Origin of the sequence: Hyphomicrobium album (genome assembly GCF_009708035.1) — a bacterium.
GTDB lineage: Bacteria > Pseudomonadota > Alphaproteobacteria > Rhizobiales > Hyphomicrobiaceae > Hyphomicrobium_A > Hyphomicrobium_A album.
This window is the reverse complement of sequence record NZ_WMBQ01000001.1, coordinates 697,686-713,603: the sequence shown is the minus strand read 5'-3', so window position 1 is coordinate 713,603 and position 15,918 is coordinate 697,686. Positions and strand designations below refer to the sequence as shown.

At 65.3% G+C, this 15,918-nt stretch carries 19 protein-coding genes; 10 read left to right on the top strand and 9 right to left on the bottom strand.

The features are described from left to right. Positions 1–244: 244 nt before the first annotated feature. Entirely contained in the window at positions 245–526 is a 282-nt protein-coding gene (locus tag GIW81_RS03450; RefSeq protein ID WP_154737934.1) for a hypothetical protein, read from the bottom strand. Between the two features lie 339 nt (positions 527–865). On the opposite strand from GIW81_RS03450, the gene GIW81_RS03445 reads away from it, so the two are divergent. Next, positions 866–1,213 (top strand): hypothetical protein, encoded by a 348-nt coding sequence (locus GIW81_RS03445; protein WP_154737933.1) that lies wholly within the window; start codon positions 866–868, stop codon positions 1,211–1,213. A 315-nt stretch (positions 1,214–1,528) separates the two neighbouring features. Here the strand turns inward: GIW81_RS03445 and GIW81_RS03440 are convergent, their stop codons facing one another. From GIW81_RS03440 to GIW81_RS03425, 4 genes are all read right to left on the bottom strand, one after another. Then, positions 1,529–2,734, bottom strand: a complete 1,206-nt coding sequence (locus tag GIW81_RS03440) for a molybdopterin molybdotransferase MoeA (RefSeq protein WP_154737932.1) — start codon at positions 2,732–2,734, stop codon at positions 1,529–1,531. 1 nt (position 2,735) lies between these two features. Further along, positions 2,736–3,224: a cyclic pyranopterin monophosphate synthase MoaC gene (gene moaC, locus GIW81_RS03435; RefSeq protein WP_154737931.1), complete on the bottom strand. Its 489-nt coding sequence runs from the start codon at positions 3,222–3,224 to the stop codon at positions 2,736–2,738. Continuing rightward, on the bottom strand, positions 3,221–4,027 hold the full coding sequence (gene trpC / locus GIW81_RS03430; protein WP_154737930.1) for an indole-3-glycerol phosphate synthase TrpC: 807 nt from the start codon (positions 4,025–4,027) through the stop codon (positions 3,221–3,223). The genes moaC and trpC overlap by 4 nt, the downstream gene beginning before the upstream one ends. Positions 4,028–4,127: 100 nt before the next feature. Then, positions 4,128–5,045 carry a hypothetical protein gene (locus GIW81_RS03425; protein ID WP_154737929.1) on the bottom strand — a complete coding sequence of 306 codons (918 nt, stop codon included), beginning with the start codon at positions 5,043–5,045 and terminating at the stop codon, positions 4,128–4,130. A gap of 148 nt (positions 5,046–5,193) precedes the next feature. On the opposite strand from GIW81_RS03425, the gene GIW81_RS03420 reads away from it, so the two are divergent. From GIW81_RS03420 to GIW81_RS03410, 4 genes are all read left to right on the top strand, one after another. Beyond that, positions 5,194–6,393, top strand: a complete 1,200-nt coding sequence (locus GIW81_RS03420) for a hypothetical protein (RefSeq protein ID WP_407658152.1) — start codon at positions 5,194–5,196, stop codon at positions 6,391–6,393. Positions 6,394–6,436: 43 nt separating this feature from the next. Continuing rightward, positions 6,437–7,258: an NYN domain-containing protein gene (locus tag GIW81_RS03415; protein ID WP_154737928.1), complete on the top strand. Its 822-nt coding sequence runs from the start codon at positions 6,437–6,439 to the stop codon at positions 7,256–7,258. An 84-nt stretch (positions 7,259–7,342) separates the two neighbouring features. Further along, positions 7,343–7,513: a hypothetical protein gene (locus GIW81_RS18775; RefSeq protein WP_195930333.1), complete on the top strand. Its 171-nt coding sequence runs from the start codon at positions 7,343–7,345 to the stop codon at positions 7,511–7,513. A 327-nt stretch (positions 7,514–7,840) separates the two neighbouring features. Continuing rightward, positions 7,841–9,382, top strand: a complete 1,542-nt coding sequence (locus GIW81_RS03410) for a FecR domain-containing protein (RefSeq protein WP_154737927.1) — start codon at positions 7,841–7,843, stop codon at positions 9,380–9,382. Between the two features lie 120 nt (positions 9,383–9,502). Here the strand turns inward: GIW81_RS03410 and GIW81_RS03405 are convergent, their stop codons facing one another. After that, positions 9,503–10,027, bottom strand: a complete 525-nt coding sequence (locus tag GIW81_RS03405) for a DoxX family protein (protein WP_229309069.1) — start codon at positions 10,025–10,027, stop codon at positions 9,503–9,505. 310 nt (positions 10,028–10,337) lie between these two features. On the opposite strand from GIW81_RS03405, the gene bufA2 reads away from it, so the two are divergent. The 3 genes from bufA2 (at position 10,338) to GIW81_RS03390 (ending at position 12,486) form a co-directional block, all read left to right on the top strand. Beyond that, positions 10,338–10,604, top strand: coding sequence for a BufA2 family periplasmic bufferin-type metallophore (bufA2, locus tag GIW81_RS03400; RefSeq protein WP_154737926.1), 267 nt, complete (start codon positions 10,338–10,340; stop codon positions 10,602–10,604). 131 nt (positions 10,605–10,735) lie between these two features. Continuing rightward, a complete protein-coding gene (gene bufB / locus GIW81_RS03395; RefSeq protein ID WP_154737925.1) occupies positions 10,736–11,635 on the top strand; it encodes an MNIO family bufferin maturase in 900 nt (299 codons plus the stop codon). Continuing rightward, a complete protein-coding gene (locus GIW81_RS03390; protein WP_154737924.1) occupies positions 11,632–12,486 on the top strand; it encodes an HvfC/BufC family peptide modification chaperone in 855 nt (284 codons plus the stop codon). The genes bufB and GIW81_RS03390 overlap by 4 nt, the downstream gene beginning before the upstream one ends. 17 nt (positions 12,487–12,503) lie before the next feature. Here GIW81_RS03390 and trpD read toward each other — a convergent pair whose 3' ends face one another. The 3 genes from trpD to GIW81_RS03375 are packed head-to-tail and all read right to left on the bottom strand — an operon-like array spanning position 12,504 to position 14,717. Then, a complete protein-coding gene (gene trpD / locus GIW81_RS03385) occupies positions 12,504–13,529 on the bottom strand; it encodes an anthranilate phosphoribosyltransferase (RefSeq protein WP_154737923.1) in 1,026 nt (341 codons plus the stop codon). A 20-nt stretch (positions 13,530–13,549) separates the two neighbouring features. Continuing rightward, a complete protein-coding gene (locus tag GIW81_RS03380) occupies positions 13,550–14,164 on the bottom strand; it encodes an anthranilate synthase component II (RefSeq protein WP_154737922.1) in 615 nt (204 codons plus the stop codon). A gap of 34 nt (positions 14,165–14,198) precedes the next feature. Continuing rightward, a complete protein-coding gene (locus GIW81_RS03375; protein WP_154737921.1) occupies positions 14,199–14,717 on the bottom strand; it encodes a SixA phosphatase family protein in 519 nt (172 codons plus the stop codon). 105 nt (positions 14,718–14,822) lie between these two features. Between GIW81_RS03375 and GIW81_RS18770 the strand changes: the two genes are divergently transcribed. Then, complete coding sequence (locus GIW81_RS18770) at positions 14,823–14,990, top strand: hypothetical protein (RefSeq protein WP_195930331.1); 168 nt, start codon at positions 14,823–14,825, stop codon at positions 14,988–14,990. 22 nt (positions 14,991–15,012) lie between these two features. Beyond that, on the top strand, positions 15,013–15,918 hold the full coding sequence (locus GIW81_RS03370; RefSeq protein WP_154737920.1) for a hypothetical protein: 906 nt from the start codon (positions 15,013–15,015) through the stop codon (positions 15,916–15,918).

Sequence of the window (15,918 nt, the reverse complement as noted above, 5' to 3'; positions counted from 1 at the left end):
ACATGCTACGTCTTCAGGCGCCGGAAACATGCCGCCCCCGAGACGTCAATAGCGTTGAAGGATAAGCGGGATAACCACGCCCTCCCGGTTTGAACCCGTCAGTGAGGATGGGGAGAGGGGTCCATGACGTGGGCTTCTGGTAAATAGGCGAAAGCGCTGTCGGAATTGACCCCCTCACTGGGAATATTTTCGGCGGTTCTTAGCCGCCAGACAGGAGCCCCGGTCACAAGCCGGGGCTCATTGCTTAGATGTCGTCGTATTCGCCAGGTTTCGTGGATTTTTCCGCCAGAATTTCCTTGTCGAACTCAAGCTTGCGGACGAGCCGTTCGATCTCCTTCACGCCCACCGGGCCAGTCACGATAACCTCGAAATCGGCCTCACTCGATAGGATGCCCTTCAACAAAGTTCGCTCGCCTTCCATCTTCTCGCGCTCCTTCTTCGGAGGCGCGCTGTGTGAGGGCGACGTCCGTGGCTGAACCGCCGGGACCTCGTCGCTCGCATCGTCCTCCAACTCGTCAGGAGCCACGTCTGCGCACCACGCCGGCCGCTGCGCTTGGGCTCACCGACCATGCGTGGTCGATTGCCGAACTGATCGAAGGCGCGGTGCAGGGAGAAGTTGAGCCCGCGCCCGGTCGTCGCGTCGGACGGTTCCGGGTGATTGAGGGTGGCCAATCTTGACCGTTTAGGGGAAAGGCTTGAGACTCCGATTCGTGAACGAAAAGAGCCGCTCGCGGGGCACGCGCAGCGGCTCTTACGATCACTTCCCCTACCTGGCTCGGCAAGGGTGAATCAGTAGCTTCACGATTCAGTCTCGCGTCTCTCGTGCGTGTGGTCAAGCCCGAGCCGCGCAACGTGGAGATATGAAATGCTGAAGAACTCTGGCCTGAGCGGCCCCTGTGCACTGACATACGCAGACATCAATCGCAACGTTCAGCAAGGTCGCCCGGGCAACTATGTTGCGGGCGACCTTAATGAGCACGGCGGAATTACTGTTGAACGCGCCGGTCGGTCTGATCACGACGTACACGGGCGCCTGCAAGACTACATCGGCGTGTATCGCTACTTTAAATTCGGTTATGCACAGTCAGCGCGAGAGGCCTTCGAAAAGGAATGCCGCCTCTATCATGACTTCGATCCGCCGGATAACGCCATCCACCCCGATCGGCCTAACGGGACTAACTGGATGTGCCCTTGCTGCGTGATCTTTGATTGATGTCCGGACCCAGCATCTGCAAGACATCGGAAAGTGCAGCATAGTAGCCATGATGCCAGTACGCCTGTTCGGGTGTACTGGCATTCAAATGCTTCTGATCGGCCGCCACGTACGGAGCCTCATCGGCAAGCCACCTCTTCAGCTTGTCGCGGCGCTTTCCCAGACGTCCAACTATCTTTTGATTTTCCAAACCCATCCCCCGCGAACGCTCACGTTGAGCCGAAGTTCCTCAACGAAGGCCTAAGGACCGAGTGTCCTAAGTCGAAAACGCGGCTGGCCTAATTCACCCAGCACCAGGGGTTGTATTTCCGGCTCTCAGAAGTCGAGCGGGAGAACGCGCACGGTGTCGCCCGGTGCAGCGGCGGGGGCGTCGGGCGGGCGCACGATGAGCACATCGGCAGCGGCAAGCGCCGACATGTGGGAGCTGTCCTGCGAGGCGAGGGCCGTGACGCGCGGCAGGGCGCCGGCGACGCGCTCCAGCGTGCCACGCATGTAGTGCTGGCGCGGCCCGTTCGCCTCCATGGGGTGCGCCAGCACCGCGGCCCGCTCGTCGAGCGGCGCGTCCGTGCGCCCCAGCAGGCGGAACATCAGCGGCACCAGGAAAAGGCGCGCGGCGATCAGGCAGGACAGCGGGTTGCCGGGCAGGCCGAGGACGCGCTGGGCGGCGAGACGGCCGAAGAGCATGGGCTTGCCGGGGCGGACGGCGACCTTCCAGAAATCGAGGGCCAGCCCGCGGGCTTCCAGCGCCGGCTTGACCAGGTCGCGGTCGCCCACCGAGGCGCCGCCGATGGTCACCAGAATGTCGGCGTCGGCCGCGGTGGCGAGTTTGGCCTGCAAGTCTTCGAGCGTGTCGGCGGCAATGCCGAGCAGCCACGGTTCCCCGCCGAAGCGGCGGACGAGCGCCGCCAGGCCGTAGGGGTTGGACGACACGATCTGCCCCGGCCCGGGCGTGCGGCCGGGCTCGACCAGCTCGTCGCCGGTGGCGAGGATGGCGACGACGGGGGCGCGGCGCACGCTGATTCCGGCGTTGCCGCCGGCCGCAGCCAGCGTGATCGCCGAGGCATCGAGCAGGCGTCCGGCGCGCAGGAGCGTGTCGCCGATACGGAAATCGTCCCCGGCCCGGCGAATATTGGCGCCTGGCTTGGCCGCCTCGCGCACGGTGAGGCTGTCGCCGGCGCGCTCCGTATCCTCCTGGATGACGACGGCATCGGCGCCCTGGGGCACGCTGGCGCCGGTGAAGATGCGCACCGTTTGGCTCGGCCCGACCTCGCCCGCGAAGGGTCCGCCGGCGTTCGATTCACCGATCACCTCGAGTGCGGCCGGCACGCTGGCGACGTCGGCCGCGCGCACGGCATAGCCGTCCATCGCGGAAGCGTCGAACGGCGGCTGCGTCAGGTTTGCGGTGACGTCCTCGGCCAGCACGCGGTCGGCGGCGGCGAGGAGATCGACGCGCTCAGTGCCGAGCGCGGACGCGCCATCGAGGATGCGCCGCAGCGCCTCGTCGACGGGGAGCAGCGCCATCTCACTTGCCTTTCTTAGGCGGGTATTCGCCCGAGCGGCCGCCCGCCTTGTGGGTGACGCGCACGCCCTCGATGCTCATGTCGCGGTCGACGGCCTTCAGCATGTCGTAGAGCGTGAGGCAGGCGACGGAGACGGCGGTGAGCGCCTCCATCTCGACGCCGGTCTGCCCGGTGAGCTTGGCTTCCGCCGTGACGCGCACGCCGACGGGGGTCTCGCTCGGCTCGAGGTCGACGACGACCTTGGTGAGGTTGAGCTGGTGGCAAAGCGGGATCAGCTCGTGCGTGCGCTTCGCCGCCATGATGCCGGCGATGCGCGCGGTGGCGAGCACGTCGCCTTTCGGCGCCTCGCCCGACTGCAGCAGCGCGAGTGTTTCCGGCGCCATGCTGACGAAGCCTTCGGCCGTGGCGGTGCGCGCCGTTGCCGCCTTGTCGGAGACGTCGACCATGCGCGCCTCGCCCTTGGCGTCGATGTGCGTGAGCTTCTCGCTCATTGGGCGGCCTCGGCGCGGGCGAGGAGAGTGCGCGTCGCCGCGGTGACGTCGGCCTGGCGCATGAGGCTCTCACCCACGAGGAACGTGTTGACGCCGAAGCGCTCGAGCTGAGCGATGTCGGCTGGCGTGAAGATGCCGCTCTCGCCGACAACGATGCGATCCTTGGGCACGCGCGGCGCGAGCCGCTCGGTCGTCTCCAGCGTGACCTCGAAGGTCTTGAGGTTGCGATTGTTGATGCCGATGAGGCGGCAGTCGAGTGGTAGGGCGCGGTCGAGCTCGGCCTCGTCGTGCACCTCGGCGATGGCGTCCATGCCCCAGTCCTTCGCCGCCTGGGCGAGGTCGCGCGCCGTCGCGTCGTCGACTTGGGCGAGGATGATGAGGATGCAGTCGGCGCCCCAGGCGCGCGCTTCCGCCACCTGATAGGTGTCGAGCATGAAGTCCTTGCGCAACGCCGGCAGCGACGTCGCCTTGCGTGCCGCGGTCAGGAATTCGGGGGCGCCCTGGAACGAAGGGCCGTCCGTCAGCACCGAGAGGCATGCTGCGCCGCCCGCCTCGTAGGCCTTGGCCAGCGCCGGCGGATCGAAGTCGGCGCGGATCAGCCCTTTCGACGGGCTCGCCTTCTTCACCTCGGCGATGAGCGCCGGCTCTCCCGCCCTGTGCTTCTTCTCGATGGCACCGGCGAAAGGGCGCACGCGCGGCGCGCTGCGGGCCAGCTCGGCGATGACGTGCAGGGGCGTCGCCGCCTTGGCGCGGGCGATCTCTTCCAGCTTGTAGTGCGTGATCTTGTCGAGGATGTCGGCCATGGGGACCAGGATACGCCGCGGGAACCGCGAGGATACGCCGCGGGTGCCCGGCTTGCTACCCGCGGCCCTCGGGACGGTCAAGCGAGGGTAGCTCAAACCGCTAAATTGGTTCGTCGGGGTGGATATCGACGACGCCGATATCGGGCTCCATCACATACACCATGAGGTCGGGGCGCTCGCGCTTCAGGCGCCCGGCGAGGCGTCGCCCCTCGGCGGCATGGGCGGCGTACTGCGCGTCGCTCCAATTGCCGGTGGCCGGGTCGTCAAGGTTGAGCGAGGTATCGAAGGCGACGGCCCAGGCATTGAGGTCGGCGGACAGCTCCGGCGAGACGTCGATCATCTCCGGCGCAAAGCAGCCGTAGCGTTCCTCGTCCAGCGCCCACAGAGGGTCGCACTGGTAGTCGGCCATCACCTTGATGCGCTTCGACTCGTGCGGCGGCAGCATCGGCCCAGCATCGGGCGCATCGGTAAACGCACTGATCCCGCTGCTGGTCTGGCGCGGGCGCCACCACAGCGCTTTGGCGACGTACCCCGCATAAAGCAGCAACGCGCCGCCGACCGCGACGAGCGCCGGCGTCGACACCTCGCCGATGCCGACGAGGCGTCCGCGATACGCCGCCCACAGGATGAAGGCCATCGCGGCGGTGTAGATGACGAACGCGTTGGTCGTGTGTTGCCGGCCCTGGGCGTCGGGTGGATCCTCGCGATCGAAGTAGCGCGGCGCGAGCACGTAGATGTAAGCGGCCTGCCCGAGCGCCGAGACGACGAACGTCCAAGCGGCGAGCTGCATGCCGGCGAGTAGAAACACGCCGCCGGCGAGTACGATAGCCGCGGTGACGAGCAGCCACGCACTTTGCGCGGTCTCCGCCGGCTTGGGCTTCTGCAGCGAGATGGCAGCGATCGCTTGGTCGAGAAGGCGCGACATCATCGCCGCGCGGGTCGCCACGAAGCCGGCGAAGGCGTAGAAAGCGCCGATGACGCGCAGGACAATGTCGGTCAGCTCAACCGTCTCGTGCACGCTTCCCCCATGCCGCCCATTAAGGATGAACCCCATCCCAAGTGTGCAACCTTTGCCCGTCTCTTACCCTGCCTTTGCCCCAATGAAAGCCGATAAAGCGAATCAACGCCGCAACGCCGGCGTCCCAAGCCCGTCACTCGGAGGCTCGATGCGCCCTTCTTCCAGCACGGCTTATCGCGCCGCCGGCATCGCCGCGGCGACCTGCGCCTGCCTGCTGCTGGCGCCGTGCGCCGCCGTTGCCGTTGACGCGGCCGGCGCCACCAACGGCGAGACCGGGCCGATGAAGGCGGTGATGGCCGAATACCGCAAGAAGCTGGCGGCCTACAACAAGGCGTGGGAGGCGTACGAGAAGATCGCGGGGCCCTATTGGTCCGCGGTCACCGACAAGCGCTCGCGCCGCCGCACCAAGATGGCGAACGCGATCAAGCTGACGACGGCCGACTACGTGATGACGCAGCCGCCCCCTTACAAAGGGCCGCCGAAGCCCGACAACCCGCTCGCACCGAAGTCCAAGGGTGAGGTTCCGGACGTCACCGACTTCCTCGCCAACGCCAAGGCCGAGTTCGACTTCATACCCGAGGCGCCGGCGGACGAGGGAACCTACAAGCGCGCCTACGCCAGGGTCGCGGCCGCCAACGGCCTCACCAAGCAAGCGGCGGTGAAGATCTACGGCTTCGAATCCGGCGGAGACGGCAACTACGATATCCAGGCCGGCCGCGAGTACGACCCGAAGGCCAAGGTGATCTCGACGGCGCTGGGCTACAACCAGTTGCTGACGACCAACACGGTGGGTCTGTTGGCCGAGGCGGGCGGCGAGTTTCTCGCCGCGCTGAACGCCAAGGCCGAGGCGGCGGAGGGCGCGCGCAAGCAGCAGCTCGAGGACAAGATCGCCAAGCTGAAGAAGATGATCGCGTTCGCGCGCACCGTGCCGAACGACTGGAGCGCGCACGGGCGGCTCGCCCTGACTCCCAAGGGCATCGGCGTGCACGCGCTCAATCTCGACGTCGACATTGGGCCGTACTTGCAGACGCGCAAGCTGACGACCTCGGTCGTGTTCGCCAAGCGCAAGGGCTACGACAAGCCGCTCACCGCCGCCGAGCTGGAGATGATGAACCTGACGGGCGACGGCAACGGCTATGACATGCTGGTCATGTCGGCGGCGTTGCGCGAGAAGGTGCCGACCTCGAACTTCTTTCAGCGCGGCGGCTACGAGCGCAATCCGGTGGCGGCGCGCAACAACACCGTCGCCAAGCTGATTGCCGCGACCGACGCCAAGATGGTGCAGGAATCGAAGCTGTCGGGCGCCAAGGATCTTGCCGCCGCCTTCGACGAGGTCGCGTCGCGGTAGGGTGCGCCTGGTGGCGCCGCCGGCTTTGATAAGAGGTAGAACTATGCCCGCGACAAAAGAAGCGGCGGCAGCGAACGGTGACCGCAATCTGGCATTGTTCTGCGATTTCGAGAACATTGCCCTCGGGGTGCGCGACAGCCAATACGCCGATTTCGACATGCGGCTCGTCGTCCAGAAGCTGCTGGTAAAGGGCAGCATCGTGGTGAAGAAGGCGTACTGCGATTGGGAGCGCTACAAGACCTACAAGAAGGCCATGCACGAGGCGGCGTTCGAGCTCATCGAAATACCGCACGTCCGCCAATCGGGTAAGAACTCGGCAGACATACGCATGGTCGTTGATGCGCTCGACCTCTGCTACACCAAGGAGCACATCGATACGTTCGTCATCATCTCCGGTGATTCCGATTTCTCGCCGCTGGTCAGCAAGCTTCGCGAGAATGCGAAAACCGTGATCGGCGTCGGCGTCAAGAACTCCACGTCCGACCTGCTGATCAGCAATTGCGACGAGTTCATCTTCTATGACGATTTGGTCCGCGAGGTGCCGGCCCCGGGCAAGGACAGTAGGCCGGCGCGGCGCGTGCCGGCAGCCAAGGCGGCGAAACCGCAGCAAGACCGCAAGCAGGAAGGGATCGATCTCGTCTTGGAGACGACGAAGGCGCTGGACGCGGAGCGGGGCGACACGGCCAAGCTCTGGGGATCGATGATCAAGCAGACGCTGAAGCGCCGTCATCCCGGGTTCAATGAGTCCTTTTACGGGTTCGCCTCATTCAACGAGCTGCTCGAGGAAGCGCAGACGCGCGGCTATCTCAAGCTCGAGCTGGACGAGAAGTCGGGCGGGTTCATCATCAAGAGCGTGACACCCTGACGGCTGCGATCCGCCGGCGCGCGCTTCCCACGCAGTCGTAGTGGGGGCGGAACGAAGGCGTGCGAAGCGGCGTTGCCACTCGCCATGCAACCAGACACCCCTAACACGCCTCCCGACGACCCCGACGTGCCGACGCCGAATCCGCCCGAGGGCGATCCGCCGCCGCGCGACCCGACACGGCCGCAGGAACTGCCCGGCAAGCCGAGCCGGCCCGTCGAGAACCCGCCGGACGATCCCAATCGCGGCAAGCCATGAGCCTCGCCGTCTAGGCGATGTGTGCGGACAAGGTGGCCCGGCACGCGACGCGCGTATCGGCGAGCCATCGTTATCTCTCGGTGCAGGCAGTGACCGTGCCGGCGCCACCGCAACCGGCAGCAATGCCGTCGTCGTGGACGCCGCGTGTTGTTCCCGCGCCGATGCGCAAGCGATGACGCCGATGCTGGGCGCAAGTGCGACTGCCGGTCAGTGTGGCGCGAAAGACTCGTACCGCTGATTCGATATGCAAGTTGCGATTGCGCAGTCTTGCTGCAGTGAACTTCGTCCGTTCACAGTTTCTCAACACGAATCACGGGCGGGGCGGGAATGCGATTCAAAGCAGTCGGCGGAGCGACTCTTGTCTTGCTCGCCCTCTCGGCCGTACCGGCATCGGCCGCCGACAAAATCGGCTCGGCAGTCCGCATCGTCAACAAAGTGACGGGCGAGATCGACCAGCAGCAGCGCCAGCTCAAGACCGATGACGCCGTCAATCAGAACGAAGCGATCGAGGTGTCCTCCGACTCCCTCGGCGAGTTGAAGCTCAACGACGACACCAAGCTGGCGCTGGGACCCGGCGCGCGGCTGGTGCTCGACAAGTTCGTCTATGATCCGGCGCCCTCGACCGGCACCGTCAGCGTCAACCTGCTGACCGGCGCGTTCCGCTTCATCACCGGCCTATCGCGCAAGGGCAATTACCAGCTGCGGACGCCGTCGGCTTCGATCACCGTGCGCGGCACGATTTTCGACGTCTACGTCGATGGGGCCGGGGGCACGTGGCTGTTGCTGCTTGAAGGCTCGGTGCGGGTCTGCAACGCGGCGAACCAGTGCGCGGACGTCAGCAATCCATGCGGCGTCGTCCACATAACACCTACCGGCGCGCTGAACGGCCCCATCGGTTGGCCCGCCGAGGCGCGGCCCATCAACTTTGCGACGGCATTCCCGTTCGTGGTCACGCCCCCGAGCATCGATGCCACGCCACTGTTCACCCGCACGGCCGTCGAGCTCAATCAGTGCGCGCCTAAGCAGCCCCCGGCGCAGCGGGCCGAGGCGCCGCCGTCACCGCCGTCACCACCATCGCCGCCTCAGCAGAGCTACGCGCCGCCGTCGCCGAGCTATGAGGTCTCCGAGCCGTCTGCCACACCGGTCGTGCCTGTCGTCACCACCACGGAGGCGACACCTGCGCCGTGGGGCGGGCTGTATGTCGGCGTGGTCGCCGGTGCAGTTTGGCAGCAGCCAGACCCGTTCCTCAATTGCTTCGATTTCACCAACCCCGATCCCACCGTGTGTTCGACCGACGCCTCATTCAGGATCCCCGGCAACTTCTTCAGCCTGAACGACACGGGTTTTCTCGGTGGCGCCCAGATTGGCTACAACGTGACGTTCGGCAATGTGGTCGTTGGCGCAGAAGCCGACATCGCCTACACGAGCATCAGCACAACAACCTCGTTCCAACAGCCGTTCCCATGCTGCGTGCGTGACACATTCATGCACCAGGAGCTACAGAGCCTTTCGACCGTGCGTGCAAGGCTCGGGTACACGTTCGAAAACATCCTCCTCTATGCGACCGGCGGTCTGGCGGTCGGGCGAGTCGAGTATGCCTTCGGTCTCACAGACGACCAATTTGTGGGAGGCGGATTTGCCGGCGCTTCGAACTCTCAGTTGAGAGCCGGATACACGACCGGTGGCGGCATCGAGATCTCGTTCGGCCAGTGGTCGCTGAAGACCGAATACCTCTTCTATGACCTAGGGCAGGAAACCCTAACCGCGCCGTTCCTCATCGGCGGTGTCCCGGAGCCCTTTACCTTCCGTCCCGAGTTCGACACGCAGGGACACATTCTCCGCATCGGCACCAACTTCCCGCTGAACTGAGGGGGACGGCCTCCTAGGCCGCTTCGTTGGCGGCGGCGACGAGCTGATGAGCGCGGGCGCGCGTTCTCGCGCCACCCGTTGGCAACGGAACTCAAAGCGGCATCAGCGCCGGAAAGTCAGTCACTGCTGCGCGTCGCGTCCGAACTTGCGCTGCAGCAGGTGGTCGAGCGAAACCGGGCCCGGCCCCATTACGGCAAGCCATCCGAACAGCGCCATATAAGCCACCTCCTCAAAGCCAAGTAAGGTCTCGAGGCTGTCAATCTGGTCCCACTTGGCGCTGATGATCGCGACGACCATCACTATCACGAGCGGCGTCGCGGCGAGGCGCGTGAACAGACCAAGCAACAACAGAATTCCGCCAAAGAATTCGACGCCGGACACAAACGGCGCCAGGACGCCAGGGTAAGGAATTCCCCACTCGGCAAAGTTGGCAATCATGCCGGGGAAGTCCTGACTGGGGTAGAGGTTGTTCAGTTTGGTCCAGCCGGACCACATGAAGACCCAGCCGACAACGGTTCGTGCGAACAACGGCGGCAACCACGAAAATATCGCAGATTGCCGCGCTGGCATGTCGATCAACCAATCGACAATCCAAGCCAACACACCCGACTTGGTGAGTGTAGCGGTCGAGTGCGACGGGGTCATGTCTGCTCCATCCTGCTCAGCGATCGCGTGGGACGCGTGCCAGTCTCGACCGATGTACGACGCGGCCTTATACGCCGTTACAGCGGATAGACGATCAGTTGCGCCGGTTGGAGGGGAATGCGGCCGGGGCCGGCGCTGGGCGAGCCGCCCAACACACGGACAGGTCACGCCAAGAAAGAAAGCAGCGGCCCTCGCTGAAACTTCAAACGCGTCTCGCCCGTACTTGCCCTAGGGACGCCCAGAGCATCGTCATCCGGGGGGCGTCCTTACTCACCCGGACCTCGCCAGAAATATTCCCAGGAGAAACGTCATGAAGGTCTCTGTCACATCGGGCGCCTCACTCGCTGCCATTGCTGCCGCCATGCTTCTTGCCGGCGCCGTCGCGCCGGCAGCCAACGCCGCTGACGAAGCCAAGGGTCATTGCATGGGCGCCAACGCATGCAAGGGCCACAGCGCCTGCAAAACGGCGGACAACGCTTGCAAGGGCCAGAACGCATGTAAGGGCAAGGGCTTCACGGAAGCCACGAAGGAGGAATGTGCGAAGGTCGAAGGCGCCAAGTTCGAGATGCCGAAGTAGTCTTCAAGTGAAGGAGAGCGACCTCGCCAGAGGTCGCTCTTCTTCTGATCATCTCGTCGAACGGCCAGCTACCCAGCTGCGCCGGGCTTTGTCGTCACTAGCTTTCGCGCCTACGCTATAAGGAACAGACCATGCCGAGAGCGACCGCCTCCGCTGCACACACACGGACAGTGGCGCCGCTGCACGACCGGCCACCCTATCTGGGATTTGGTCTCGGCCTGCGCGCGCAACACTATTCAGAGATCCTCGATGGTGACCCAGCCGTCGATTGGTTCGAGGCCATATCGGAAAACTACATGGTGCCTGGCGGACAGCCGCTGCGCATCCTCGACAGGATTCGCGCACGCTATCCAATCGTCTTGCATGGTGTTTCGCTGTCCATCGCCTCGACGACGCCGTTCAATACGGAGTACCTCGCCGACCTCAAGGCGCTCGCCGACCGCGTCCAGCCGACGTTCGTTTCCGACCATCTGTGCTGGACCGGCGTGCATGGGGTTAACCTCCATGACCTACTGCCGATGCCCTACACGCGAGAAGCGCTCGATCATATCGTGGCGCGCGTGCAGCACGTGCAAGACTATCTCAAGCGCCCTCTCGCGCTCGAGAACGTCTCGACCTACGTGCAATTTGCGCATTCGGAAATGCCGGAGTGGGAGTTCATCTCGGAGTTGACGAAGCGCACGGGCTGCTGGCTCGTCTTCGACGTCAACAACGTATTCGTCAGTGCCTTCAATCACGATTACAACGCGCATGCTTTCATCGAAGGCATCCCAGCCGATCGGGTCGTTCAATTTCACCTCGCGGGCCACGAGGACAACATGACCCACATTATCGACACGCATGACGCGCTCGTTCCCGAGCCCGTGTGGGATCTGTATCGCGCCGCCGTCAGGCGGTTCGGTCCCGTGTCGACGATAATTGAGCGCGACGACAACATCCCACCGCTGGCCGAGCTGGTGGCCGAATTGGGCGTCGCACGATCAATCGCCGAGGAGATGCTTCCCGAGTTGAAGAGCAAGTCGTCGTTGTGAAGCGAAAGGCGCCTAGTACGCCGGTTAGACCGGCCCCGACGCTGCGCGAGATTCAGGAATCTCTGCAGTCGGCCATTCTATGCCGCGACGATGCCATCCTCGACTTGCTGCTGGACAACTCGCGGACCACACGCAGCACACTGTTCGGCGTCTACCGCAATGCCTACACGGGTCGGCTCGTAGACGTTCTAAGGCACGACTACCCCTTCCTGCGGGAGTACATCGGCGACGATTACTTTGCCGATCTAGCGCGCGCCTTTATTGCAGCTCATCCCTCACGCACGCCAAATGCGCGCTGGTTCGGCGGGGAGTTCCCAGAATTCTTGGCTCGGCATGAGGCTGCCTCCAAGCTTGCCGAGCTGGCACACATCGAGAAGGCCGTGGCGGATGCCTTCGATAGCAGTGATGCGCCAGTGCTCGGCCTCGCCGACCTTGCACGTGTTCCAAGTGAACTCTGGGGACGGATGATCTTCAGGCCCCACCCCTCTGCGGCCCTGCTTCGTAACGTCACCAACGCATTCGCGATCTGGAAGTCTCTCAAGGATGGGAACGCGCCCTCGCAAGCGGCACCTCTCGCCGACCCGGAGAGTGTCATCATCTGGAGACAAGGCTTAGTGCCAATGGTTCGGGTCATGCCATACGAAGAGGCGATGATGTGGACCGAAGCGTGCCGCGGCGCTCGCTTCGACGTTCTATGCGAACTGCTGGCGGCGTTCGATGCGCCCGAGGGCGCTGCGGCACGTGCCGCAGGATATCTTCAGGGCTGGCTCACGTCCGAGCTGCTGACTTCGGCCGAGACGCAGGACCTCGCTAACATCACGGACAGAACGCCGCGCCGGGAACCGGTGTGACTGGCTTCGGCTCTTGCTCACGCCGCTTCGTTGCTGGCGGCGACGAGCTGGTCGAGCGCCCGCGCCGCGGAGCCGTCGTCGATGGCGCGAGCGGCACGCTCGGCACCTTCGCGCAGATTTGCGGCCTTGCCGCCGACGAGCAGCGCCGCGCCGGCATTGAGCACGACGATGTCGCGGAAGGCGCCTTGCTCGCCGCCAAGCAGCTCGCGAATGGCTGCCGCGTTGACGGTGGCGTCGCCGCCCTTCAGATCCTCCAGCGACGCCGTTGGCAGCCCGGCGTCCGACGGACGCACCTCGAAGGTGCGGATCTTGCCGTCCTTCAATTCGGTGACGCGCGTCGGGCCGGTGGTGGTGATCTCGTCGAGGCCGTCGGAGCCGTGCACGACCCAGGCATGCACCGAGCCGAGATTGCTCAAGACCTCGGCGATCGGCTCGGTCCAGGCCGCGTTGAACACGCCAACGACCTGCCGCTTCACGCCCGCCGGGTTGGCGAGGGGCCCAAGCAGATTGAGGATGGTGCGGACGCCGAGCTCGGCGCGCGCCGGTGCCCACGCCTTCATCGCCGGGTGATGCATCGGCGCCCACATGAAGCCCACGCCCGACTTGGCAATCGAGCGGGTGATGGCGACGGGCGGCAGGTCGATCTTGACGCCGAGCGCCGCCAGCACGTCGGAGGCGCCCGACAGCGAGGAGACGGCGCGATTGCCGTGCTTGGCAATCGGTACGCCGGCGCCCGCCGCGACGATCGCGGCGCAGGTCGAGACGTTGAAGGTGTTGTGGCCGTCGCCGCCGGTGCCGACGATGTCGACCGCGTCGGGCGGCGCCTCGACGGGCAGCATGCGCGCCCGCATCAGGCGCGATGCACCGGTGATCTCGGGGATCGTCTCGCCGCGCACGCGCAGCGCCATCAGGAACGCCGCCATCTGCACGGGCGAGGCGACGCCCGACATCATCGTCTCGAAGGCGTCGGCGATCTCGTCCTCGGTGAGTGAGGCGCCGGTCGCCACCTTCTGCATGAGAAGCTTCAGCTCGATGGCGGGCATGATGACCTTTTGGGGCGGCCTTAGGCGGCGTCGCGTGTGCCGGGCGCGTTGCGGCGCTTCGGGCTCATGCCGGCGAGCTGCAGGAAGTTGGCGAGGAGTGCGTGGCCCTGCTGCGAGGCGATGCTTTCGGGATGGAACTGCACGCCGTGCACGGGATGCGTCTTGTGCTGCAGGCCCATGATGAGGCCGTCGGGCGTTTCCGCCGTCACCTCGAGGTCGTCGGGCAGGCTGCTGCGCTCGACGATGAGCGAGTGATAGCGCGTCACGTCGAACTTCTTGGGCAGGCCCTTGAATACGCCCTCGTCGGTATGGCTGATCGTCGACAGCTTGCCGTGCAGCGGCTCCGGCGCGCGGATCACCTTGCCGCCGTAGACCTGCCCGATCGCCTGATGCCCGAGGCAGACCCCGAGCAGGGGCACCTTGCCGCCGGCCTTGGCGATGAGGTCGAGACAGATACCCGCCTCGTTGGGGGTGCACGGTCCGGGCGACAGCACGATCGCCTTCGGCTTCTTCTTCAGCACCTCGTCGGCGGTGATCTTGTCGTTGCGGATCACCTCGCACGGCGCGCCGAGCTCGCCCAGGAAGTGGACGAGATTGTAGGTGAAGCTGTCGTAGTTATCGATGAGGATGAGCATGGGGTAAGGGTGTAGGGGAGCGGCCGGGAGGGCGTCAAGTAAGCCGCGCCGGCGTTAGGAAACGGGTAAGCGTTCCGGTGCCGGGGGCTATGTCCGCCCAGGCTTTGGCGTCGAAGATTATGACCGCCAGGGCGCAGGTCGGAAATTTCTCCTCCAGGGTTTCCAGCAGCTCCTCGTCACCCTTGCCGACCATGAGCTCGGCGAGTTCCTCCAGCCCCGGGTTGTGGCCGACGACCAAGACGGTCGCGGCCTCCCCCGGCTGGCGGCGCAGGATCTGCATCAGTCCGGTCGGCGGCGCCATGTAGATCACGTCGTCGTAGAGGACTTCGGGCGGCGGCGATCCCAGGGCGGCGAGCACCAGGTCGAGCGTCTCGCGCGTGCGCTTGGCGCCCGAGCACAGAACGAGGTCGGGTCGCAACCCGAGGGCAGCGATCTCCGCACCGATTCGCGGGGCCGCTTTCAACCCGCGCTTGGCAAGCGGCCGGTCGTAGTCGGCGAGCGCCGGCACGTCCCAACTTGATTTGGCATGTCGCAGGAGCAGCAAGGTGAGCATCCAGGGACGATGCCGTGCTCCCCGGCGCTGTCAAGGTGTGTCGCTAGCGAGGGGCTAAGAAGCCGTTGATGGCCGGGGTGAAAGCTTCGCATTGCAGCATCAAAAATGCGCGCCCCGACCTGCGGACCGGGGAACTTCGCCGACCGGGTGGAGTTGGACACCCCGAAGCGTCTTAGGCCAGTCAACACCATAAGAGCCATGCACGAAATCATCTATCTCATCGGCCTCGTCGTCGTCGTGATGTTCATTCTCGGCCTCGTCGGCGTGCGCTGACCCAGCGGGAGTTCAAGGTCAAATGGTGGATGTCGTCGCAACGCCGGCGCGCGCCGGCACGAGTTACGTCGAATGGGGCGCCGTGTTTGCGGGCGCCCTGACGGCGAGCGCAATTTCATTTGTCCTGTTGACGGCGGGCGGTGCAATCGGCCTGTCGCTGATCTCACCCTACGCTAGCGAGTCCTATACAAAGACCGCCGCCTCAGTTGCGGCATTCTGGTCGATAGCCGTGCCCATCCTCGCGTTCCTCATCGGCGGCTATCTCGCCGGACGCCTACGTAGCGCCTGGGCAGATGCTTCGCTCGAGGAAGTCCAGTTCCGTGACGGCATGCACGGCGTCCTTGTCTGGTCGCTCAGCATCGTTGCCGGCGCGATGATCGCCTTTCTCGCCGCCGGCGCAGCCGCCACGTCGGGCGCGCACGTCGCGGCGCTGAGCAGCCGCGACACGGTCGTAGCGACGGCGATCGACACACTGTTTGCTGCCGCCGCCCCGGCAGCAGCACCCGCCGATACGGCGCAGCCCGGTGCTCCGGCGCCCACCGCCGCCCCCGTCACCGGTGAACGCGCCGCCGTTCCCGACAGTGAGGCCCGCGCCACCATCACCCGCACGCTCATCGCCGCCGCGGCCAATGGTCAGGTCACGCCGGCGCAGAAGCGCACGCTGGCGCAGATCGTCTCCGAGCGTACCGGCATCTCCCAGGCCGAAGCCGAGAAGCGCGTCGATCAAGCCTACGCCGACGCGGTGAGCGCGCTGGAGACGGCGCGCAAAGCGACCGTGCTTGCCGGATTGGTGACCGCAACGGCGTTGCTAGTGGGCTTGCTCGCTGCGTGGTTCGCCGCGCAGAACGGCGGCCGACATCGCGACGAGAACTTGCCGGCACGGCTCATCATGGCCTGGACGCCGCGGCAGCGCCGTCCACTGCCTTGA

Coding starts and splice junctions, on each gene's coding strand:
- GIW81_RS18770 (WP_195930331.1), top strand. CDS start 14,823: ATGCGCGCCCCGACCTGCGGACCGGGGAACTTCGCCGACCGGGTGGAG.
- moaC (WP_154737931.1), bottom strand. CDS start 3,224: ATGAGCGAGAAGCTCACGCACATCGACGCCAAGGGCGAGGCGCGCATG.
- GIW81_RS03440 (WP_154737932.1), bottom strand. CDS start 2,734: ATGGCGCTGCTCCCCGTCGACGAGGCGCTGCGGCGCATCCTCGATGGC.
- bufA2 (WP_154737926.1), top strand. CDS start 10,338: ATGAAGGTCTCTGTCACATCGGGCGCCTCACTCGCTGCCATTGCTGCC.
- GIW81_RS03410 (WP_154737927.1), top strand. CDS start 7,841: ATGCGATTCAAAGCAGTCGGCGGAGCGACTCTTGTCTTGCTCGCCCTC.
- GIW81_RS03445 (WP_154737933.1), top strand. CDS start 866: ATGCTGAAGAACTCTGGCCTGAGCGGCCCCTGTGCACTGACATACGCA.
- bufB (WP_154737925.1), top strand. CDS start 10,736: ATGCCGAGAGCGACCGCCTCCGCTGCACACACACGGACAGTGGCGCCG.
- GIW81_RS03375 (WP_154737921.1), bottom strand. CDS start 14,717: ATGCTCACCTTGCTGCTCCTGCGACATGCCAAATCAAGTTGGGACGTG.
- trpD (WP_154737923.1), bottom strand. CDS start 13,529: ATGCCCGCCATCGAGCTGAAGCTTCTCATGCAGAAGGTGGCGACCGGC.
- GIW81_RS03420 (WP_407658152.1), top strand. CDS start 5,194: ATGCGCCCTTCTTCCAGCACGGCTTATCGCGCCGCCGGCATCGCCGCG.
- GIW81_RS03370 (WP_154737920.1), top strand. CDS start 15,013: ATGGTGGATGTCGTCGCAACGCCGGCGCGCGCCGGCACGAGTTACGTC.
- trpC (WP_154737930.1), bottom strand. CDS start 4,027: ATGGCCGACATCCTCGACAAGATCACGCACTACAAGCTGGAAGAGATC.
- GIW81_RS03380 (WP_154737922.1), bottom strand. CDS start 14,164: ATGCTCATCCTCATCGATAACTACGACAGCTTCACCTACAATCTCGTC.
- GIW81_RS03415 (WP_154737928.1), top strand. CDS start 6,437: ATGCCCGCGACAAAAGAAGCGGCGGCAGCGAACGGTGACCGCAATCTG.
- GIW81_RS18775 (WP_195930333.1), top strand. CDS start 7,343: ATGCAACCAGACACCCCTAACACGCCTCCCGACGACCCCGACGTGCCG.
- GIW81_RS03405 (WP_229309069.1), bottom strand. CDS start 10,027: ATGACCCCGTCGCACTCGACCGCTACACTCACCAAGTCGGGTGTGTTG.